Annotated in this window: 21 protein-coding genes, 1 other RNA gene and 2 pseudogenes; 14 read left to right on the top strand and 10 right to left on the bottom strand. The window is 39.4% G+C overall.

Features of this window, described 5'->3' with window-relative positions; all coding sequences use genetic code 11:
• The first annotated feature begins 6 nt into the window (after positions 1-6).
• The 3 genes from rnr to ssrA all read left to right on the top strand — a co-directional run bounded on the left by rnr (position 7) and on the right by ssrA (position 3,358).
• Positions 7-2,352 carry a ribonuclease R gene (gene rnr / locus WDJ61_RS15760; protein WP_338751395.1) on the top strand — a complete coding sequence of 782 codons (2,346 nt, stop codon included), beginning with the start codon at positions 7-9 and terminating at the stop codon, positions 2,350-2,352.
• Positions 2,353-2,415: 63 nt separating this feature from the next.
• Positions 2,416-2,886, top strand: coding sequence for an SsrA-binding protein SmpB (smpB, locus tag WDJ61_RS15755; RefSeq protein ID WP_338751393.1), 471 nt, complete (start codon positions 2,416-2,418; stop codon positions 2,884-2,886).
• Between the two features lie 112 nt (positions 2,887-2,998).
• Positions 2,999-3,358, top strand: a transfer-messenger RNA (tmRNA) gene (ssrA, locus tag WDJ61_RS15750).
• 179 nt (positions 3,359-3,537) lie between these two features.
• Here the strand turns inward: ssrA and WDJ61_RS15745 are convergent.
• A complete protein-coding gene (locus WDJ61_RS15745; protein WP_338751390.1) occupies positions 3,538-3,948 on the bottom strand; it encodes a hypothetical protein in 411 nt (136 codons plus the stop codon).
• A 97-nt stretch (positions 3,949-4,045) separates the two neighbouring features.
• Here WDJ61_RS15745 and WDJ61_RS15740 point away from each other — a divergent pair.
• Positions 4,046-4,180: pseudogene (locus WDJ61_RS15740) on the top strand (helix-turn-helix transcriptional regulator); the annotation flags it as partial.
• 142 nt (positions 4,181-4,322) lie between these two features.
• Positions 4,323-5,201: a radical SAM/SPASM domain-containing protein gene (locus tag WDJ61_RS15735; RefSeq protein ID WP_338751388.1), complete on the top strand. Its 879-nt coding sequence runs from the start codon at positions 4,323-4,325 to the stop codon at positions 5,199-5,201.
• Positions 5,202-5,424: 223 nt separating this feature from the next.
• Here the strand turns inward: WDJ61_RS15735 and WDJ61_RS15730 are convergent, their stop codons facing one another.
• The 4 genes from WDJ61_RS15730 to WDJ61_RS15715 form a co-directional block, all read right to left on the bottom strand.
• A complete protein-coding gene (locus WDJ61_RS15730; RefSeq protein ID WP_338751385.1) occupies positions 5,425-6,042 on the bottom strand; it encodes a response regulator transcription factor in 618 nt (205 codons plus the stop codon).
• Entirely contained in the window at positions 6,011-7,600 is a 1,590-nt protein-coding gene (locus WDJ61_RS15725; RefSeq protein ID WP_338751383.1) for a sensor histidine kinase, read from the bottom strand. Before WDJ61_RS15725 ends, WDJ61_RS15730 begins: the two co-directional genes overlap by 32 nt.
• A 94-nt stretch (positions 7,601-7,694) precedes the next feature.
• On the bottom strand, positions 7,695-9,659 hold the full coding sequence (locus WDJ61_RS15720) for an ABC transporter permease (protein ID WP_338751381.1): 1,965 nt from the start codon (positions 9,657-9,659) through the stop codon (positions 7,695-7,697).
• A 32-nt stretch (positions 9,660-9,691) separates the two neighbouring features.
• A complete protein-coding gene (locus WDJ61_RS15715) occupies positions 9,692-10,438 on the bottom strand; it encodes an ABC transporter ATP-binding protein (protein ID WP_338751379.1) in 747 nt (248 codons plus the stop codon).
• Between the two features lie 292 nt (positions 10,439-10,730).
• Here WDJ61_RS15715 and WDJ61_RS15710 point away from each other — a divergent pair, with 292 nt between their 5' ends.
• Complete coding sequence (locus tag WDJ61_RS15710) at positions 10,731-12,221, top strand: MDR family MFS transporter (RefSeq protein WP_338751377.1); 1,491 nt, start codon at positions 10,731-10,733, stop codon at positions 12,219-12,221.
• Positions 12,222-12,360: 139 nt separating this feature from the next.
• Here the strand turns inward: WDJ61_RS15710 and WDJ61_RS15705 are convergent, their stop codons facing one another.
• Entirely contained in the window at positions 12,361-13,743 is a 1,383-nt protein-coding gene (locus tag WDJ61_RS15705; RefSeq protein ID WP_338751375.1) for a PLP-dependent aminotransferase family protein, read from the bottom strand.
• A 109-nt stretch (positions 13,744-13,852) separates the two neighbouring features.
• Here WDJ61_RS15705 and WDJ61_RS15700 point away from each other — a divergent pair, with 109 nt between their 5' ends.
• Both WDJ61_RS15700 and WDJ61_RS15695 read left to right on the top strand, forming a co-directional pair.
• The gene (locus tag WDJ61_RS15700; RefSeq protein ID WP_338751373.1) at positions 13,853-14,296 is read left to right on the top strand and encodes a GNAT family N-acetyltransferase; all 444 of its coding nucleotides are present in this window, start codon (positions 13,853-13,855) and stop codon (positions 14,294-14,296) included.
• A gap of 225 nt (positions 14,297-14,521) precedes the next feature.
• Complete coding sequence (locus WDJ61_RS15695) at positions 14,522-15,136, top strand: PH domain-containing protein (RefSeq protein WP_338751371.1); 615 nt, start codon at positions 14,522-14,524, stop codon at positions 15,134-15,136.
• 157 nt (positions 15,137-15,293) lie between these two features.
• On the opposite strand, the gene WDJ61_RS15690 is transcribed toward WDJ61_RS15695, so the two are convergent.
• Positions 15,294-15,428, bottom strand: a complete 135-nt coding sequence (locus tag WDJ61_RS15690) for a hypothetical protein (protein WP_338751369.1) — start codon at positions 15,426-15,428, stop codon at positions 15,294-15,296.
• Positions 15,425-16,303, bottom strand: coding sequence for a DUF2935 domain-containing protein (locus WDJ61_RS15685; RefSeq protein WP_338751367.1), 879 nt, complete (start codon positions 16,301-16,303; stop codon positions 15,425-15,427). Before WDJ61_RS15685 ends, WDJ61_RS15690 begins: the two co-directional genes overlap by 4 nt.
• A gap of 193 nt (positions 16,304-16,496) precedes the next feature.
• Here WDJ61_RS15685 and WDJ61_RS15680 point away from each other — a divergent pair, with 193 nt between their 5' ends.
• From WDJ61_RS15680 to WDJ61_RS15670, 3 genes are all read left to right on the top strand, one after another.
• The gene (locus tag WDJ61_RS15680; RefSeq protein WP_338751365.1) at positions 16,497-16,892 is read left to right on the top strand and encodes a MarR family winged helix-turn-helix transcriptional regulator; all 396 of its coding nucleotides are present in this window, start codon (positions 16,497-16,499) and stop codon (positions 16,890-16,892) included.
• A gap of 114 nt (positions 16,893-17,006) precedes the next feature.
• On the top strand, positions 17,007-17,666 hold the full coding sequence (locus tag WDJ61_RS15675; protein WP_338751363.1) for a hypothetical protein: 660 nt from the start codon (positions 17,007-17,009) through the stop codon (positions 17,664-17,666).
• On the top strand, positions 17,663-17,932 hold the full coding sequence (locus WDJ61_RS15670; RefSeq protein ID WP_338751361.1) for a hypothetical protein: 270 nt from the start codon (positions 17,663-17,665) through the stop codon (positions 17,930-17,932). Before WDJ61_RS15675 ends, WDJ61_RS15670 begins: the two co-directional genes overlap by 4 nt.
• Here the strand turns inward: WDJ61_RS15670 and WDJ61_RS15665 are convergent.
• Positions 17,926-18,471 carry a DUF1287 domain-containing protein gene (locus tag WDJ61_RS15665; protein ID WP_338751359.1) on the bottom strand — a complete coding sequence of 182 codons (546 nt, stop codon included), beginning with the start codon at positions 18,469-18,471 and terminating at the stop codon, positions 17,926-17,928. The two genes, WDJ61_RS15670 and WDJ61_RS15665, sit on opposite strands and share 7 nt — an antisense overlap.
• 6 nt (positions 18,472-18,477) lie before the next feature.
• Complete coding sequence (locus WDJ61_RS15660; protein WP_338751357.1) at positions 18,478-18,633, bottom strand: hypothetical protein; 156 nt, start codon at positions 18,631-18,633, stop codon at positions 18,478-18,480.
• Between the two features lie 212 nt (positions 18,634-18,845).
• Between WDJ61_RS15660 and WDJ61_RS15655 the strand changes: the two genes are divergently transcribed.
• The 3 genes and pseudogenes from WDJ61_RS15655 to WDJ61_RS15645 all read left to right on the top strand — a co-directional run bounded on the left by WDJ61_RS15655 (position 18,846) and on the right by WDJ61_RS15645 (position 21,751).
• Positions 18,846-20,036, top strand: a complete 1,191-nt coding sequence (locus tag WDJ61_RS15655; RefSeq protein WP_338751355.1) for a transposase — start codon at positions 18,846-18,848, stop codon at positions 20,034-20,036.
• A gap of 231 nt (positions 20,037-20,267) precedes the next feature.
• Positions 20,268-20,687: pseudogene (locus WDJ61_RS15650) on the top strand (LuxR C-terminal-related transcriptional regulator); the annotation flags it as partial.
• A gap of 134 nt (positions 20,688-20,821) precedes the next feature.
• Positions 20,822-21,751, top strand: coding sequence for an ABC transporter ATP-binding protein (locus WDJ61_RS15645; protein WP_338751351.1), 930 nt, complete (start codon positions 20,822-20,824; stop codon positions 21,749-21,751).
• Position 21,752 lies beyond the last annotated feature (1 nt).

Here is a 21,752-nt window from a genome sequence, read left to right as displayed (position 1 = left end):
ACATATATGGAACAGGAAACGAAACAGCATGTCGAGCGACTGCTGACGTATATGAAGGAAGAAAGCTACAAGCCGCTAACGGTGAAAGAACTAGAAGAAGTGCTTGAGATAGAAGATTCTTTGGATTTTAAAGACTTTGTGAAGGCGCTTGTCTATATGGAAGAAAAAGGACTAGTTGTTCGCACAAGAGCGAACCGCTACGGCTTGCCGGAAAAAATGAATTTAATTCGCGGGAAAATTTCTGGTCATGCGAAAGGCTTTGCTTTTTTACTATCAGAAGAGCCAGGAATGGATGATATTTTCATTCCGCCGCATGAAACAAATGGAGCATTAAATGGAGATATTGCTCTCGTTCGGGTGACATCTGAAACGAGCGGGTCTCGCCGAGAAGGAACGGTTGTCCGTATTCTAGAGCGCGGCAAAAGTGAAATTGTCGGCACATACACCGACAGCAAGCATTTCGGCTTTGTCGTCCCGGATGACAAGAAATTCGCCAGCGATATTTTTATCCCGAAAGAAGCAACAAAAGGGGCAGTAGAAGGGCATAAAGTCGTCGTCAAAATTACGTCTTATCCGGAAGGGCGCAAAAATGCCGAGGGAGAAATCATCGAAATTCTTGGGCATAAAAATGACCCAGGCGTTGATATTATGTCGATTATTTATAAGCATGGCTTGCCGCAGGAATTTCCTGAAGAAGTGATGGAACAAGCCAATGCTGTCCCAGATACGATTGATCCAAAAGATACCGACAATCGCCGTGATTTGCGTGGGGAGACGATTGTCACGATTGATGGAGCGGATGCAAAGGATCTCGATGATGCCGTTACCGTCACAAAGCTTGACAATGGACATTATAAATTAGGTGTGCATATCGCTGATGTCAGCCATTATGTAACAGAAGATTCACCGATCGATCGTGAGGCATACGAACGCGGCACGAGTGTGTATTTAGTGGATCGCGTCATCCCGATGATTCCGCATCGCTTATCAAACGGTATTTGCTCGCTTAATCCGCAAGTAGATCGCCTGACGTTGTCTTGTGATATGGAAATCAATGAAGCCGGAGAAGTCGTTAGCCACGAAATTTTCCAAAGCGTTATTAAAACAACGGAGCGCATGACGTATAGTGATGTCAACAGTATCCTTGTCGACAAGGATGAGGAGCTGCGTCAAAAATACGAGCCGCTCGTGCCGGTATTTGAAGACATGGAAACACTCGCTGCGATCTTACGTGAAAAGCGGAAAAAACGTGGAGCGATTGATTTCGATTTTAAAGAATCGAAAGTATTAGTCGATGAAGATGGCAAGCCGACCGATGTCGTATTGCGTGAGCGTTCAGTGGCTGAGCGGTTAATCGAAGAATTTATGCTTGTGGCTAATGAAACAGTGGCGGAGCATTTCCACTGGATGGATGTACCGTTTATTTACCGAATTCACGAAGATCCGAAAGAAGACAAGCTACAGCGTTTCTTTGAATTTATTACGAACTTTGGCTTGATCGTCAAAGGAACGGCGAATGTCGTTCATCCGCGTGCGCTCCAAGAAATCATTGAAGCGATTGAAGGAAAGCCGGAAGAAGTCGTGATTTCTACGGTGATGCTACGTTCGATGCAGCAAGCGAAATATAATCCAGATAGCCTTGGCCACTTCGGGTTATCAACCGAATTTTACACGCATTTCACGTCACCAATTCGCCGTTATCCAGATTTAATTGTGCACCGCTTAATCCGCACATATTTAATCAATGGAGAAATTGACCCAGCAACGCAAGCGAAATGGGATGCACGCCTATCGGGCATTGCTGAACATACATCGAATATGGAGCGCCGCGCCGTTGATGCTGAACGCGACACCGATGAACTGAAAAAAGCGGAATATATGCTTGATAAAATTGGTGAGGAATTCGATGGCATTATTAGTTCCGTCACGAACTTTGGAATGTTTGTTGAGCTGCCGAATACGATTGAAGGGCTTGTCCACGTCTCTTATATGACGGATGACTATTATCGCTACGATGAGCGTCATTATGCGATGATCGGTGAACGGACAGGAAACGTATTCCGTATTGGCGATGAAATCACCGTCCGCGTCACCAACGTCAACAAAGAAGAGCAATCGATCGACTTTGAAATTGTCGGCATGAAAAATATCAAAAAGCGCTCGTTTAAAGAGCAACCAAAAGTGGTAAAATTAAAGTCCAATAACGAGAAAAAGCGCGGTTCTCAAGGGAATAGCGAAAAAGAGTCAGCCGGAGAATGGTCCAATCAGTCACCTCGCAAAAAGAAAAAAAGAGGCAAATATTACGAGGGTGTGCCGAAAAAAATGAAGAAGCAACGTAAAAACAAAGGTTAATCATCTGCCGGTAGCTACGGCTACCGGCTAGATGTTGAATTTTAACAATGGAAGGTGAAAGCAATGCCAAAGGGAGAGGGAAAAGTCGTCGCTCAAAATAAGAAAGCGGGCCACGATTATTTTATTGAAGAAACATATGAAGCGGGAATTGTACTGCAAGGAACGGAAATCAAATCGATCCGCAATGGCCGTGTGAATTTAAAGGATGCGTTCGCTCGTATTCAACAGGGAGAAGTGTTCATTCATAATATGCACATCAGCCCATATGAGCAAGGAAATCGCTATAATCATGAGCCATTGCGCACAAGAAAATTGCTTCTGCACCGCAAGCAAATCAATAAGCTAATTGGTGAGACGAAGGAAGCCGGTTACGCGATTGTGCCGTTGAAAATGTACTTAAAAGATGGCTATGCGAAAGTGCTAATCGGTCTTGGAAAAGGGAAAAAGAAATATGATAAACGCGAAGACTTAAAGAAAAAAGAGGCGAAGCGCGATATCGAAAGAGCTTTCCGTGATCGCCAAAAAGGAATGTAATACCAGCGTCGTTCGGTTGATTTTTTTCGTGAGTATGCTATAATTAGTCCTGTCACTAAATGACAACTTAGCTCTGGCTGATAGCCTGGAGCATCCGCAACCCTTTTAACATGGGGACGTTACGGATTCGACAGGGGTAGTTCGAGCTTAGGTTGCGAGTCGAGGGGATCGGCCTCGTTAAAACGTCAAAGCCTATAACTGGCAAACAACAAAACAATTTCGCTTTAGCTGCTTAATAAGCGCTTAGCGGTTCGCCCCTCCATCACCCGTGTGGTAGGGTAGCGGACTCAACTTTAGCGGGTTACGCCGGATTCCACCGTCTGAGGAAGAAGGAAGAGAACAACCAGACTAGCGGCTTTAACGCCTGTCGATAGGCAGAGAAGTTAGCGAAACATGAATATATCGACTACACTCGTAGAAGCTTAAGTGCCGTTATCTTTGGACGTGGGTTCAACTCCCACCGTCTCCACCAAATACATATTTGGTGGTTTTTTATTTTAATTCTATTAAATAAAATGCAGACTTATTTGAAATGAAAAGGTCGAGAAAATGTATTTTCTCGACCCAAACTGTCGACAAAGTCCTTATCTTGAGGGCTTTGTCTGTTTTAAAAGATGTAAGTAAGGATCAAATGGTGAAATGATGACAGAATCAGTCTATTTTACTGACGTCAGGCAAAATAATATCACCGTCACCGCTCGCGTCAAAAAAGCCGACTTTATGCTTCAACGCCAGTTCCCTGAACTGGTTATAGACTTGGTCTGCCAGCGACCAGGCAAAAGCGGCATAGATAACGCTCCGCCCGACAGAGTAGTCTGTCACATATACCTCTTTATCTCCCAAATTGTCGAAATCCTCTTCGGATAACGCATAAGGACCGTTCATCGGAGCATATACCTTAATCATATCCATATACCAGTTACGTAGCGCTTCAGAGGTTACTGCTGGATCATCATAGTTGTGGTTCTCTGTCCATTCTGTTTGCTGGTCATACCACTCCATAAATGCTTTTTTATTCGTTGGTGCATCCTTCACTTCAAATACCATCAAATCGTAGCTCATTATTGACCTCCATTGCTGTTTATTTATTCCAAATCTATCTAAATAATAGCATAGAGCTCCACACCTAAAGGCGTATTTTTTATTTTTTGGAGTTAAAAATGTAAGTAGGCAAACAATTAACGCGATCGAGAACAATAAGTATGATCCAAGGTTACAGCTGGCCTTTGATAAAGCGAAGAGTTTAGGAATAACGATGGAGGAATTATTCATTCCAGTATCTAAAAATGGATAAATCATGGTTATTTCAACAGATCCGTCATAATAATTAGGATCATTCAATAGATGAGGGAACATTTTCTGAAAAAATATGTTGTAATAGGGATAGAACAATATTTCATCCTGTTCTAAGTAGTCAAAAAAGCGAGGAATCGAAGTTGAAAAAATTTAAGAAGTTTTACTTAGAGATTACAAGTGTGTGTAATCTTGCGTGCAGTTTTTGTCCGCCAACAGAACGGCAGAAGCAATTCATTTCTATGGAGGATTTTTCTAAGAGATTAGACCAAATTAAACCTCATACAGACTACATTTATTTACATGTAAAAGGTGAGCCGCTGCTCCATCCTAAAATAGGCCAGTTGTTAGATTTAAGTCATGAAAAAGGGTTTAAAGTTAATATTACAACGAATGGAACATTAATTAATAAAAAGAAGGACAAATTATTAAATAAACCAGCACTAAGACAGATGAATTTTTCACTCCATAGCTTTGATGGCCATGAAGGTTCTACAGATAAGGAAGGATATGTGAGGAGTATCCTTTCTTTTATTAAAGAAGCAACGAGCCAATCCGAAATGATTGTTTCGTTGAGACTATGGAATCTTACACAAGACAATGCGACGAATCTGGAAAGACAACGAAACAGACAATTACTAGAAATCATTGAGAAAGAATTTGATTTAAACTACAAAATTGAAGAGAAGGTCGTACCAGGAAGTGGTGTGAAAATTGCAGATCGCATCTACATCAATCAAGATTACGAATTTCAATGGCCGGCATTGCATGAAGAAGAGGATGATGGAAAGGGATTCTGTTATGGTCTTCGAAATCAAGCGGGCATTTTAGCGAACGGAACGGTGATTCCTTGTTGCTTGGATGGTGAGGGAGTAATCAACCTTGGAAATATTAATGATGCCTCATTTTCTGAGATTATTGAAGGAGATCGAGCAAAAAACCTTGTAGATGGGTTTTCACAAAGAGTAGCAGTAGAGGAACTATGTAGAAAATGCGGATATCGTAAAAGGTTTGGGAAATAGATAGGCAAATGGTGAGGGGTGAGTAAGTTAGAGGGATTCATCCTAAGCCATTGCCTAATTTTAGATACAACGCGGTGAACCGTATTATAAGTAATCGATCCTTCCTCATCTATAATTCCTGCTAAATATGCTGCTTCCCAGTTCTCCAATTTTAGAACAAAGACGTTCTCTGTACTCCAGAAAACGTCTATCAATGTAATAAAGTTGAAGAGCCTCTAATTAACTACTCATAATGAGGCTGAATATACCCTAATTTTATTCCTTTTGTGACAGCTTCTAATGAAGATGAAACCTCTAGTTTGTCAAATATATGTTGGATATGGTTTGAAATTGTACGTTCACTAGCATATAACTTAGAAGCAATCTCTTTACGCTTATATCCATCAGCTAGTAATTGTAAGATTTGTTTTTCACTATTAGTCAATTCCTCTATATGTTCAGAGGACATTGGAAAATAAGAACGCCCCTGATTAATCTCCATTAAGATTTGTAATAACTTATCGGGCATAATGTTTTTATTAATAAAGCCACTTACTCCAATTTTTTGTGCTTCATGCCGATAGACAGGCAAGTCATAGCCTGTTAACATGACGATTTTCGTTTTGCATTTGCTGTTAATAATGCTTTTGGCTAATTGTAAACCATCTTCACTACTGATGTTGCTTAAATTAATATCGATTAAAGTGATGTCCGGTTTAAACTTTTCTATGTTTGCAGTGGTATTCTCAATACTGTGTAATGAGTAAAAATGATCTATTTCAGGATAGTCCTCTAAGGCTATTTCTAAGCTTTTTGCAAATAAAGCGTGGTCATCTATTAATAAAATATTGATAGGAATCATCCCCTTGCATAGGTATTCGAATAGCGATGCATAAACCTGAAGGATGGCATTCTGAAATGGTCATGTTACCGTTTAACAAAAACAACTGCTCTTTAATAGAATTCAATCCTCTATGGTTATTAGGAATATGCTTTTCATTATCCATTAAGCCTACCCCATTATCTTTTACGATTAGCTCTATTTCGTCATTTTCCTGTGCCAAACTCAAAACTAGCTGAGAACATTTTGAATGTTTCAATGCGTTTGTTACTAATTCTTTTAACATTCGATAGATCACTAGATTATAGGGGTCAACTAAAAATAAATCTTCCTCGCAGTTAAACGTTATTTTTATATTTTTCATCCCATATTTTTGTTGAATCATCTCTACTGAATGAATGTAGTTTTCCTTCAGTGTGAGTGTTTTTAATAAGGTTGGGTGATACTCTTGCATCTGTTCTCGTATAGATAAGTTTAAGTCATCGAGAGTGTTCACGATCATTTTATGAATCTCTTCTTTGTTGGATTTATGCATCATATTTTTAATGGATAATATATCTTGTAAAATTTCATCGTGCAAATAATTAGAAATATCCCTTTTCAGTTCTTCCTCTTTAGCAACCTGCATGAGACTATGAGTATAAAAACTCTCTTGCAGCATCCTCGACTCTTCAGTATCCGAATTCAAAAGAGTGTCTTTTACATCTCGATATAATAATGTGAAATAAAGCAGAACTAATAAAAAAATCGTGTGTAGGATAATGAAAAAGTTGATCACATTAAAATGAAACAACATTCCAAGAGAAATGATACTAATAAGAGAAAATAGCGACATTATTCCGAGATTCCCTTTTTTAAAAGAAAAATACTTCTCCATAATTTTTTTGTTTTTAAAAGTAATAGAATGAATGCTAAATAAGGGGAGGGTAATCATCATATACCATCCTAAATTACTCAAATATTCAGGCCTTCCTGTAAACAACAGAATATACCCAGTAAAGGGAAGAATAATGATAGCAAAAGATTTGAGTAAATGTTTTTTTTCGCTTTTTAAGACAAAGATCATTCGTTTTCGATGTTTCAAAAACAGAGAAATCATACAGCCAAAACTTAAAATAAATTGACATAAGAATAGAACTGCAAACAGCCTATCATTTATAAATATAGATATGATTGTGAATGAACATATAGTTTTTAAAGTCCAGTCCGTTATCTTTTTATATGTATAGGTAGTATCTTGAAAAAAGAAAAAAAGCAAGAATAGGCTAGTTTTATAAAGAATTACTACACTAAGTAGAGTACTTAGTGTATGAAAAAATTGATTTTCATTTAATGATAGTAAAAATTGCCATGAAACTAGAAGTAATAAATTCGAAAACTTTGATAAGGTGATATGGTCTTTAATATTTACATAACCAATGTATGCTCCGTCGATGATTATTAAAGATACAATAAGTAGCGATACTAAATTTTCTGTTCCTGCAATGTTATTTTGCATATATGCATAGCACAAAAAAACAACGATAAAAAACTGGTTCATCAAAATATACACTTGCTTTTGCTCATAAGACTTCCTCATAACCTCACTTACCTTCATCAATCAAATAAAAGCTTCAATTTAAATACGATAAAACTGATGCACAATAGATGCCCAGCAGTTTTATCTCAAATCTTTAATCATTAAAAATAATTTTATAGCATGCTCGTTTGGTTAACAAATAATAGATGATATACACCAAGGTGAAAACAATTACCGCCAAAAGAACAGGGAGTATAAAGGCGCTGCTTTTTCCTACTAAGTCATCCATTAGAGCGGATTTGTAGGCGATCAGTGCAAAAATACTATGTGTTAACCCTAATATGTAGGGGATGCTAAATAACGTAAAAACTTCTTTGCTTATGATTCTTTTGATCTTTTTGCTGTTATAGCCCATTCGGTTTAGAATTGTAAAATCATCTTTGTTTGACATCATACTTGAAAGGCTATGGAAATAGAGAATGCTGCCAGTTGCGATGAAAAAGATGATCGTAATAAAGGTAACAAGCAAAAATGTTGAACTATTCTCATGGATAATGAGTTCATTTCTTTGATAACTACTTGCAAAAAAATTGTTGTTTTTAAATAGTGGAGCTAAGTTTTCATACACTTCTTTGTTGTTTCGCATATCTGTTCCGTCAATGCTCATGATCGTCTTTTCTGGAAGGCCCAAGGTTTTTATTTCATTGTAAAGATTGTCCGAGATAACTAGGGTACCAATACTATTTGCAAATCCAATTGGGTTAAGTAATGTGGTATCTTTCACTTTGACATCCACGCTATTTGTAGGGGTTAATGTCAAAGTGTATACATTTCCTTTATCTGGATTATATTTTTCGGGTCGATATTTGACTAAGATACTTTCATTGTCCTTTAACTTTTCAAACTCTACATGTTTACCTTGAATTTTTATAAGCGCCTTGTAATCCGATTCCGAGATAAGGTCAAATCCATGTTCTTTCTTTGCACTATATTCTGGAGGTAACGTATCCGAGGAGGAAGTTCCTTGAATAATAGTTGTTTCTTTGTATTCCATGTTTTCTTTGCTGACAGTATCTTCTACAACTTTAATGGCTTTCGTAGTCAATTGTTGATCTTCCACTGGGAACTCAATAGCTGACGGTATGATACGTTCTGTCGCAGCAACAGGATAGTAAAGAGTCAGTATCGTGGAACCGAATATGGCCAAAGTTCCAGCAGCTAATAAAGTTAACAAAATTAAAGTCTTTGCCTTCGAACGGATTTTAAAGATAAAGTTTGGAATGATAATAATAGTCGATTCCTTATAAAACCAACTTTTGTTTTTTTTCAATTGTTGAATAGCCAAAGGTAAAAAGGAGTGAATAAAGAAAATGGTCCCTAGTATGACACTTAGCATTGTCACAAGGGCCATCGGTGAAAACCCTATCGTTTTCCACAATGATTCTGTTCCTCGTGTAATATCAAAAGCGAAGAAATAACCAAGCCCTATCAATGCTAGCCCTACTATCGCGAAGCTTCCTTTAATATTAACCTGCTTTTCTTCTTTCTTTTCCATACGCACCAAAGTGAGTAAGGAATTTTTTCGAAGGATGATCCAGTTTGATAAAAATAAGACAGTCAAAACAGCAAATATAAATATAAAAGTGAATAGTACCGCATCAGGATTAATTAGGGGCACTTCTGAAGTTTCGACCTGTAATTTTAGTACTCTGACGATCGCTTCGACAATTCCTTTATGAGCAATAGCACCAAAAGCTATTCCTACAATTAGAGCAGCAAAACAAATGATAATATTTTCAAAGGTTAATAGTTTGACCATAGTTGACTTTCGATACCCCAAGAGCGAATAAATTCCAAGCTCTTTCATTCTTTTTTTCATAAAGAACGTATTGGAGTATGACATATAGAAGAGTACAAATGTCATAACAAAGATGGCTACCACTCTCGACATCGTTTCTACTCTACCATCAGACGAAATCTTTTCCATAATAATAGTGTTCATGGAAAAAGAAATAAAAGAGAAAAACACCATCAGCACAAAAGCGACTGAAATGAAATAGAACGAATAGAAGGAAAAGTTATTCTTCAGATTCTTTTTTGCTATTGTAAATAATCCCACAGTCATGCCTTCCTTTCATACTCTTAGTTAGATCAAACTTCATCAATTTTGGAGATTTCCTTTAATATTTCTTCAAAAAATTCTTTTCTTGCCTGATTCTTTCTTTTTAATTCTTTTGAAATATTTCCATCTTTAAATATTAGAATTCTACTTGAGAAACTTGCTGCATAAGCGTCGTGGGTGACCATTAAAATGGTTGTATGAAGTTCCTCATTAACCTCTTTTAATTTTTGAAGTAGCTCCGTTGCAGAGTGTGAATCTAACGCACCTGTGGGTTCATCTGCAAATAAAATACTTGGCTGTTTGGCAATCGCTCTTGCCGCCGCAACTCTTTGTTTTTGCCCTCCAGAAAGTTGATGAGGGTATTTTGATAATTGTTCGAATATCCCGAAACGCTTTGCTAAACTATTGATAGAGGATTCAATTTCTTCTGGAGATTTGTGCAGCAAAGTCAGTGGCACAGCGATATTTTCCTTCACCGTTAAACTATCGAGTAAAAAATACTCTTGAAAAATAAAACCTAAATGATCCCTCCTAAAATCAGCAGATGTATTACCATTAAGTATTTTTATATTGATGCCATTTATTAAAACATCTCCATCTGTCGGCGTATCAATGGTCGATAGTATATTTAATAAAGTGGTCTTCCCAGATCCAGATGCCCCCATAACACCAACAAATTCACCTGACTCAATATTCAAAGATACTTTATTCAATCCAGGCAATTGATTTTTGTTGTAAATCTTAGTCACATTTTTTGCAGATACGATTGTATTCATCATAGTTGCTCCTTTCCATTTATTCATATATTGAGCTTATCCTTCGATAGATAAAGAAGCATGAGTAAAAAACGCAATTATCTACTTTCGTTCATGGAACATAAACGAATATCATGAATACTTAGATGAAACAATGCTCTCCAAGTCATCCCCTCCTTAGAAGTATCAAAAATTTCGTTTGTTTAGTTAAATTAAACTATGCTATATTTCTATCATATTGAAAAAATAAAGGTAATTATTTCAAGCTAGGAGCAACCTAGCTTTTTTACAGAAGGAAAGGAGGAAAATAAATATGGAAGTCGCTTTTTTAAAAGAAAGCAGAACAACGAAACGGTCTTTCGTGCTAGTTGCTGTGATTTTAGCGATGTTTATGGGAGCGATTGAAGCAACAATCGTTTCGACAGCGATGCCCGCCATTGTAGCTGATTTAGGGGGATTTTCTTTATATAGCTGGGTATTCTCATCCTATTTATTAATGAATGCGGCGACAGTGTTGATTTATGGCAAGCTGTCGGATATTTATGGACGAAAGCCAGTATTAATCATAGGCATCATTCTATTTTTAATCGGGTCATTTTTATGTGGCTTTGCTGTCACGATGGAACAGTTGATTGTCTTTCGCTTGTTGCAGGGGATTGGAGCAGGAGCGGTGATGCCGGTGGCCATGACGATTGTTGGAGATATTTATACGCCGGAAGAAAGAGCAAAGGTGCAAGGATATCTTTCTAGCGTTTGGGGAATTTCAGCTGTGATGGGGCCTGCATTAGGCGGGTTGCTTGTTGAATATGTCGGTTGGCGGTACATATTTTGGATCAATTTGCCGCTTGGTTTGTTAACGATTGCAGGCTTATTTTTCTTTTTACATGAAAATGTTGAAAAGAAAAAACCAACGATTGATTATTTAGGTACTTTCTTATTTTTGGTGACGATCTCTAGTCTTATGTATTTATTAGTAGAAGGAGGCGTCCAATTTTCGTGGCTTTCAACTTCTACTGTTCTTTTAGCGACCGTTGTGGCAATCGCTTTGTCGCTTTTTGTTTGGCAGGAAAAACGCGCGGCAGAACCGATGATGCCCTTTCAGTTATGGAAAGTACGTTCGATCCTGATTGCTAATATTGTTTCATTTACGACAGGTGTGCTATTGATTGGGATTTCGAGCTTTTTACCTACATACGTTCAAGGAGTAATGGGAGAAAATGCGACGATTGCTGGCTTTACTTTGACGGCGATGTCGATCGGTTGGCCGCTTGCTTCTGCTGTATCAGGTCGCTTACTTCTCTCCATTGGTTATCGAAAAACGACGATGATTGGCGGCGTGGCTTTAATTATTGGTAGCGGCATGTTTCTGTTGATGACAAAGGAGTCAGGGCCATTATGGGCGGCGTTCTCTTCCTTTTTTACTGGAGTAGGTATGGGATTGACATCGACAGCGTTTATTGTCTCCATCCAAAGTTCAGTCGAATGGGAACAACGAGGAGCGGCTACAGCAGCCAATATGTTTATGAGGAATTTAGGAAATACCGTAGGAGCCGCTTTGTTAGGTGGAGTCTTGAACAGTCAGCTACAGGCTTATTTGTTAAATCAGCCAGCAGAGAATGTACAATCATTGTCCATTGATTCGATCAATCAATTACTAGGAAGTGAAAAAAGCGGTTTCTCTCCAGAAGTAAGGAATGTATTAATGGAGGGACTAGAAACTTCTCTTCACACCGTCTATTTTGTTGTGTTTCTATTTGCCGTGTTGTCTTTTGCTTTTTTGTTGTTTTTGAAGAAGAGTGATTAAGACAGGGAATAAATCAGTTTAGGAAATTCCTCAATATTTAAAAATAAAATAGTTATTTTGGTAATGGTGGTTGGAGCTATGAGTTATTTCCATTAAAAGATCGAGGCTATCCCGCATTAACGGGATAGCCTCGATCTTATTACTCCACTTTCCACGCTCTTTTCAATAACTGTACACCTTCCACAATTTCATCAAATGTTAAGCTGCTGAAGCCTAGTTGAATCAGCGGCTCATTTGTTCTGCTTTCGATGAAGTAGGGGGTGGTTGGGTATACTTTGACCCCATGTTCCATTGCTTGTTGAATTAACCAAGTTTCTGTTTTGTTTGTATGCAATTGAATGACTACATATAAACCTGATTTTTCTCCAATCACCGTGATCTGGTCACCGAATGCTTGCTGTAGTTCCGAGATGAGCAACTGCATTTTTTGCTTATATACATTGCGCATTCGTTTAATATGACGCGTCCATTCACCTTCTTTGATGAAAGAGGCCATTGCTTGTTGATGTAGAAGTGATGCATTGTTTTCAAAAAGTCCGACAGTTGCTTGAAATGATGACTGTAAAATCGGTGGTAAAACCATATAAGCAATACGTAGTCCAGGTAAAAATGATTTCGCAAAATTTCCAATGTAAATGACACGTGATCGATCGAGTGCTGATAAGGCTGGAAATGGCTGTTGCTCATAACGAAATTCACTATCATAATCATCCTCAATAATAAAGCCTTGTCTTTCTATTGCCCATTGGATTAGGGCTTGTCGTTGTTGAATGGATAAAGAGACTCCATATGGAAATTGATGTGAAGGGGTGACGTACACTAATTTCGACTCATAGGAGTTTAATTTGTGAAACTGATGTCCAGTTGGTAATACGGGCATGGTTTCTATCTCATATTGGAGCATTCGAAATACATCTAAGGCGCCGTTATAACCAGGATCTTCTAAAATGATATGTGTATGAGTAGGCTTTAACAGGAGACCAATGGATAGAAGAAGTTGTTGGGTGCTACTACCAATCATGATCTCTGATGGTGCAACTTCTATCCCTCGCGATTGCAGCAAGTAGGACGCAAGTTGTTCACGCAGCGTCATTTCCCCCATATGTTCTCCGTAAAGATAAGAATGTTTTTGTTGTAGCGTTTGATTCATAAGCTGTCGCCATTTTTTCAGTGGAAAATGTTCGAGATCCACACCGCCAGCTCGAAAATCAATTTTTACCGTGTTAAGTGTCTCACTCTTATTTTCTAGTTTTGGTTGATGTTCATTCAAGAAAATAGGTTCAAATCGGTTGACGAAGTAACCTCTTCGTCCTTCTCCTCGGATATATCCTTCGGCAACAAGTTGTTCATATGCTATTAGCGTCGTATTGCGACTGACGTGTAACCATTCAGCTAATGCACGGATAGATGGTAATTGTTCATCTGCTTTTACGTATTGATTTTCTATTAATCGTTTCATTTGCTGATAAATTTGTTTATATTTTGGCTCGTTTCCTGAAAACGAAAAAAGATAGTGTTTCATTATGCGCTCCCTTTGACATGTATAAAAGTTTCATTTTGTCCCTTTTTTAGTGTCAGAATATTTTATATCATTCTACTAAAGTTTGTGATGAGAGAGAAGGGAGAACAAAATGAACATTCAATTACTTACGAGAGAGACGTTGGAAGAGGCGAGTGATTTATTCAATGAATACCGGAAGTTTTATGGGCAATCAAGTGATAAGGAAGGAGCGAAAGCTTTTTTAACCGCTCGTTTTGAACAAGACCAATCGATTCTATGGCTTGCGAGCATAGATGGGCAAGCAGCCGGGTTTGTACAGATGTATCCGTCGTTTTCCTCCGTAGCGATGAAGCGGATGTACATCTTAAATGATTTATTTGTCATGCCAGAATTTCGTCAACAAGGTGTTGCACAAGCATTAATGGAAACTTGTTATACGTATTGTGAACGACATCAAGCACGCAAAATTAGACTTGAAACAGCAAACGATAATTACTCAGCACAACGTTTATATAAAAAAATGGGCATGCAAGTAGATCAGCATGTGAAGCATTATATGAAAACTTGGGAGTAGGACGATGGAGCTTTTTCTGAAATATATGGTGGTTGGATTGTCTATTGCTTTACCGATTGGTACTATTTCCATTGAAATGATTAAACGAGAGGTGAAAAGTGGATTTGTGCATGGCTGATCGTCGTTCATTAAGGATAAAACTAGTGTGAATTGTAAAAGGATTTGTTAAACTGAGATAGTAATATAGTCGTTTTAACGAAATGAGATCGAAGAAAGGATGAGACGATGTTTAAGAAAATGGCTGCAGATGCACTAGGTTTATCTGATATTGGAAAGATTATTTCTCCGGCAGATTATGATAAAACGGATGCTGATGATTATGTGATGCATGAGGATAACGAAAAGATTTATTTTTTGATTAAGACGAAAGTGGATGAGTATTGCTTTACGAACTTAGCGTTAATTCATGTGGACGGGGAAAGTGCTGTCTCATCTAAGAGAACGTTGAAGCGCTATCCGTATGCACAGCACAAAATTTCTAACGTGTTGTTAGAAACGGCCGGTAAAATCGATATGGATGTAGAAATTAAATTTATGATCGGTGGTCAGCCATTCGATATTGACGTGCGTAAGGACCAAATTGAGCAGCTGAAAGATCTGTATAAATCACTTCTTCGCATCGCTGAAATTACGTATGATAATGAGTTGCAGATGGAAATGGCAACACAAAGTTTAGATAAAGCGGCAATGATCTTGCAAAGCTCTAGAACGGACGATCAAAATTTAGCTGGTACGTACAAAGGATTAACGGATTTTAGCTTTGAATGGTTAACGTCTGCCCACGATAAGTATCATATTAAAGACTTTGGGCATGTGTTTGAGAAGTATATTAATAATTAAAGTTTATCCCGCATTAACGGGCTGTAAGACCCCCACCTCAAAATGGCAGAAGAAACGCAAGTATGTAGGTGGGGGATCAACAGCTCGTAAACGCCCGATCCGTTCAACTAACAATCAGTGGGGGATGAAGAAAACCCCCACTGATTGAAGTTTCACTTTATCTTATAAAGGCTAATTCAAAAAGGGGCTGACTACCAAAAGGCGATCTGCGATAGATACTCCTTTTTGGAGGCAGGCCCTGTTCTTTTGAGCTTGGCTTCATTTCTTCTATATTTAGCTGTTTTTCTTTCATGTTTCTATGTCCCTTTGCTTTTTCTTCAAACGGTTTTCTAGCACGTGAACCATCGCTAGGAAATGATTCGCTTCACGGAGAACATGATCAGCTAACAAAGGATCAATCACACTTTTAATTTGACATGTTTTAATTAATTCTAAACCAGCCGCTTTAAAATTCCGAAGTTCTATGGTTGCATTTTCACTATCTTTATTCATTTTTCCGATAATTGGGTAGGTCGGTTCTTTCTTAAATAACATCGATTCCACATCTCTTGCTTGATTAAGTAAAATTTCAAAATCATCCGCAAACCCTCGCGCAGTGTTCACTAATTTACGTTCAGACTGGTCTAATAAAGAAGCGATAAAGCGAGAATGTTCCATCATAATTCGTAGCCAAAAGACATTTTCACTTATAATGGCATCTTGAATCGGATCTAAAATCCCTTGATTGAATTTTTTTAGCGTTCGTATAAAATATTCCGCTTCCCGAGCGATATGATCGACAAGCAGTGGAAAATTAAAGCCGCTTACTCTACAATTGATGATCATCAGTAAGAGATTTCTTTTGAAATTCCGAAAGCCATAAACGATTTGAATGCTGTCTTCATTTAATTTCCTTACGGCTTGAACAGTTTCTGGTGTTTGAAGAGCTCTTTTTTCCTGTTGTTCAAAGTACCTATAAAAATTGGCCGCTTGCTGAATGAGCTGTTTATCTTTTTTGTTAAATCCCTCTCCTAAAAAATAAGCATGCTCTTTCATAATCCGCAGCCAAAATCTATTTTCAGTTAGCGACCGCTCAATAAACATTTGTTCTGTCAAAGATTCCGCCGGAGCCGCCTTCGTTTCAGGAGCAATCAGCATTTGCTGCTGGAAATCCGTCTTATCTTGCATATTTGTCCCTCCCTTATTCAACACTTAAGTTCTATACATCATATTTGTATGGTCACTGTATTATGTATTGAAGTGACAGGAGATGAGTGCTGATAACGCCGAAAAGGCCATTTGACATTATCCTTCACTAACTATATATTTTAGGGAATAAATAATTGATTAGGTTGTGATGATGGGGATGGACGAAAAGCAAATGAAGAGCGTAGAAATACTTATGCGAGAGATGCTGGAAATCCAGCAAAAATCGAATCGATTTGTTGAGTTGATTTCAGCTGATGAGCCGTTTTCGCAAAATCAATTGGTGTTATTGTTGCAATTAAAACTGAGTGGCGGAATGAAGGCAACGGAAATTGCAGAGTTTTTTCAGGTAACACCTGGTGCAGTGACCTCGATGTGCGATAAATTAGAGAAGCTCGGATTGATTCAGCGCGTAAGAGAAAGCTCGGATCGACGAGTGGTGCAGATGGTATTGACCGCCAGCGGAGAAGCGAAAGTGACGGAGCTATTCACTAAATTCCCAGAAGAAAAGTTAATCGAAATGGCGAAAACATTAAGCGAAGTGAATCAATTAATGAGCCGTATTTTTTAGGATTTCATGAAAATGAAGTCCTTTTTTTATTGACAAAGAATAAGCAAAAGTATATATTTCAATTGTAATATATTTTAATTAATAAAATATATATAGATTAAAGGAGTGTTGGGTTTGAAGGAAAATAAAGTTTGGACGGTTACGAGTGGCAAGGTGAAAAGCATGAATGAGGCGTGTGAGACGGTTCGTGTTCTTGGGACAGTGACTTTTCAACAAGATGTAGAAGTAAAACATTTATCTATTTTCGGACAAGGTTCTTTCCGTGGCTCTGTGGTGGTGGAACAGCTAACAAATAAGGGCGTTTGTATGATGAAAGAAGCATGTGAAGTAAACGATGTGAAAAACCTAGGTCATTTACAACTTAAAATAGGAAAGATGACGAATGTGGAAAGTTCCGGATATTTGAAAGTGGATAAACGGCTTGATTGTCAATGGATGAATGTGAAAGGGGCATTTAGCGGGGAAGAAATACATGCGAAGCAAGTTCATTGCCGCTTGTCGGGAGCGAGTCGTGTTCACAAGCTAACCGCAGATAAAGTTGTCGTTGAACGTGCAAAGGGAACGTTTTCGTTGATAAAGAAGAAGCTAACATGTGAAACGATCATCGGAAAACAGCTGTCACTTTCATTGACTGAAGCGAATGAAGTAGAGGGAGAAGAGGTGGTCATTGGCCCCGGCTGCCAGATTCATACGCTTCGCTATACAAAAAGGTATGCGATCGATCCCTCCTCTACTGTTCAACATATTATTCAAATGGAAGGAACTAGCGAATGAGGTTTGTGAAAAACTTTGTGCTTGTTCTAACCCTCCCAGTTTTAGCGGTTTTATATGTGGGGCTTCTCATTAGTGCGCTGTTAGCAGCATTGGCGGGATTATTGCGAACACTTGGTGTTGAAGCGGTTCAAATAAATATTTGGCCTGATATCGCTGTTCCTCCCATACTGAGTCTTCCTTGTACCTTGCTTGTTTCTTTATTGCTCCTCTTTTGTGCAAAATATATTAAACACCTAATCAAGTTTATCTATTCGAACATTCACTGATTTTCATATTTCCAACGAAAATGCCCGGCAATTGGTTGGCTATAGGAGGATAGCTTGATTTCTGCGGCAAAGGGTGGGGCATTATGAATTAAGTAAGGGACGCCATCTTTTGCTCGTTTATCTGAGATGATGCCTGTATGATCGGTTCCCTCTACATAAACGACAATGTCTCCCGGTTGCCATTCCGCCAAATTTTTCGGATCGCCTGGAATGAATTCAGTCGTTAAGGACTCGGCGTGCCGCTCGAGAAAAACAAATTGATTCGGCACTCGTCTGAAATCGATATTGGCATCTGGTTGGTCGTTTACACGTGGATATAAAGACGGATTTGCTTTTATATCTTGATCAATTAGCTCCTTTAATTCAATATCGATCCCCATGAGTCCTCTCCAAATGACATCCGTACACACTCCTTCACGATCTGGCGGATAACCATCTTCATAGTAGGCACTTTGATACTTCGTTCGATTTTCTACTTCTTTCCTTGCTGTTTGAACAATATCTAGCGGGTCAGCCACACCATTTTCATTTTGGTCCACTTGTGACTACTTCTTTTCTACCTTCACGTTTTTAGTAAAAGGGGATTGCCAATGAATCCCGATCGTATCTAAAATCATTCCCTTCCTAAAGAAGACAGTAAACAATGAAACATTTACCACTGTAACGAGCAATATAAGCAGCAGAAGTTTTTTTAGCTTCAATTTTTTGCTTCCTCCGATGAATAGTTAATGATCAATATTATACCAAATATAGGTTATTGTTGGGGGGGATGAATGTCGGCTCGGCACAGCCGAAAAGCGTTTGGTTGATCGTCTTCCCATCTTTGTCGAAAGAAAAAAGGATGAAATTTTCCATTTCTTCTTTATAGGAACGTTTGTTCTTGTTATAATGATGACAAGGGAGGGGGATGATCATGTATCGAACGTTAAAAACAGGCTTTACGGCTTCTCAGCCAACGCTTCAACAGTTGTTTCACCTACGCCGGATCTGCGGAACGATTTGGAATGACTGCGTCCAGCTAGCTCGGTATTACTACCGGATTCATGGCACGTGGATCAACAAAAGCGATCTTCAATCCGAACTTAAAGGCTTGTATCCTCTTCACAGTCAGACGATCCAAGCGGTGTGCCACAAGTTTCTGCGTGCCCGAGATGGGGTTCGCCAAGCGCGGAAAACGAATAAGTCCATCCGGTATCCATACAAGGAAAAGTTCGTGTTCCATCCCAAATGGGTCGATAAATCTTTCGTACTAAAAGGATGCAAGCTGACTCTCAGCTTAGGCAGGTGGAAGGGGAAACAGCAGACACTACTCGTGTTGACACTCGCCTCGGTCCCAACCGGCGTGGTCAAAGAAGTGGAACTCGTCTACGACGGTCGGTGGCATGCCTGTTTGTCGTATGAAGATGGAGTCAACCCCCTACCGGTTCAAGACGGTCATACAGTAGCCATTGATCCAGGTGAGATTCATACGATTGCCGCCGTCAGTACCAGCGGACAAGCGCTTGTGATTTCTGGCAGGAAGATGCGCAGCGTTCACCGGTTGCGAAACAAAAAAGTGAGAGAATTGCAAATCCTCATGAGTCGGTGTCAAAAAGGGTCCAGGAAATGGCGCCAATACCACCGGGCGAAGAAGTACATTCTCTCGAAAAGCGAACGGCAGCTAGGGGATCTCCTGCACAAGACGACCCGTGCCTTTGTGAACTGGTGTGTGGAACAAAGGGTCGGGCATGTCGCTCTTGGCGATGTGGAAGGTATTCAGCGACACACAAGCAAGCGAAACAAACGGCGAAAACGCATCCGTTCCAAACAAGTAAACCAGAAGCTCAGCAACTGGAGCTTTGGAAAGCTGACGAAACAGTTGGCCTATAAATTAGAAGCAGCCGGTGTCTCATTATCGAAAGAAAAGGAAGCCTACACGACGCAAGCATGTCCTGTTTGCGGAAAACGGAATAAAGTTCGTTCACGAAACTACCAATGCTCTTGCGGATATGAACGGCACCGGGATGTTCACGGTACAGGGAACATCTTATCCCAGTATTTGCACGGGAAGTTTCGAGAAGTGATGGTGACTGTCATCACGTATCTACGTCCTGTACAGGCGTAGTAGATGGGTAGAACCGCCCCGGGGAGAGATGGCATTCTCTCTCTGTTGCTTACGGTGGCAGCAAGCCGTCGAGAGATGTCTTGCGTCAAGACCACTGCTTCCTGCATGGGAGCGTCAGTCCCCAAGAAAGACGAGGGTGCCGTGTACACCTATGGACATCGTCCAGCTTCTGATGTCGAGGGGATCGACAAGAAATTCCCACCTCAAGAGTGAAGCGATAGGTGGGGGAGGTTCATTGATAATGACTGGATTATGGAAGCGTTAGAGGAAGGAGCGAGCGGGTATTTGTTGAAAGATATGCCCACTGATGCGATCGTGCAGGCGATGATGACTGTTCATCAAGGTGGAATTGTGTTGCCGCAAGATTTCACTAAGCCGATGCTAGCGGCTCTTCGACAAAGACGAGTAGATCACGAGAAAGAAACGGTTGACACACCTCAACAAATGAAAGAATTGACTGAGCGTGAAACTGAAGTGTTAAAGGAACTAGGCTTAGGAAAAAATAATAAAGAAATTGCCGACGCGTTAGTGATTACAGAGGGGACGGTAAAGAACCACGTCTCCAATATTATTCAAAAGCTCGAATTGCGTGATCGTACACAAGCGGTGGTTTTGGCTATTCGATCTGGACTCGTCACATTTCATACATGACTTTTTACATACTGGAACATGAAAAGCGACATAGACGGTCGCTTTTTTTATGCGGAAAATTCTACCTTCTGGAAGATGGAACGAAGAATGAAATCGATTACGCTTAATGTATCAAAAGGAGATGGGGGTTAGCCATGTTACATATTGCGAATGTCAAGAAGAGCTTTGGTGATAAAAAAGTCATTTCTGATGTTTCATTTCAAGTGAAAAAGGGAGAATCCTTTGGTTTGCTAGGTCCGAATGGGGCTGGAAAGTCGACGTTAATTGGTATGATTTGTGGGTTAATTCCAATGGACCAAGGTGATATTCAAGTTGGAGGGTGCTCCGTTTCCAAAGAGCCGATGACTGTTAGGAAGAAAATTGGCGTTGTTCCTCAAGATATCGCTCTTTATCCGACGATGTCCGCCAAAGACAATCTTGTTTTCTGGGGGAAAATGTACGGACTAACAGGAAAAGATGCGAAACGGAAAGCGGAAGAAGTTCTTGATATTGTCGGCTTAACAGAGCGAGGAAAGGATAAAATCGAAACATTTTCCGGGGGAATGAAACGTCGCATTAACATTGGGGCAGCCCTTATGCATGAACCGGAACTACTCATTATGGATGAGCCGACCGTGGGGATTGATCCGCAGTCTCGAAATCATATTTTAGAAACGGTCAAAAAACTGAATGAAAAAGGAATGACGGTCGTTTACACGAGTCATTACATGGAGGAAGTCGATTATTTATGTGAACGGATTGTCATTTTAGATCATGGAAAGGTGATTGCTTCAGGTGAGAAAACGGACTTGTGCCAACGTCTGGCTGGAGGTATTGTCATTCATTTGAAGGTTGATCAATTGTTCGATGACTATATCGCTCAATTGCAAGCAGTCGAAGGGGTAAAAAGGGTCGATGTAAAGGAAGAAAACAGCCTAGATCTATTTGTTATGAACAAGGAATTACTTGGAGAACTTGTTTCGGTATCCACTTTGAAGGGGATTCAAGTTTTATCCATCCATGTAAATGAACCGAATTTAGAAACGTTATTTTTACAGCTGACTGGCCGTTCATTACGGGATTAGG

This window comes from Bacillus sp. FJAT-52991 (assembly GCF_037201805.1).
Lineage (GTDB): Bacteria > Bacillota > Bacilli > Bacillales > Domibacillaceae > Bacillus_CE > Bacillus_CE kandeliae.
This window is presented reverse-complemented; position numbering and strand designations above follow the sequence as displayed.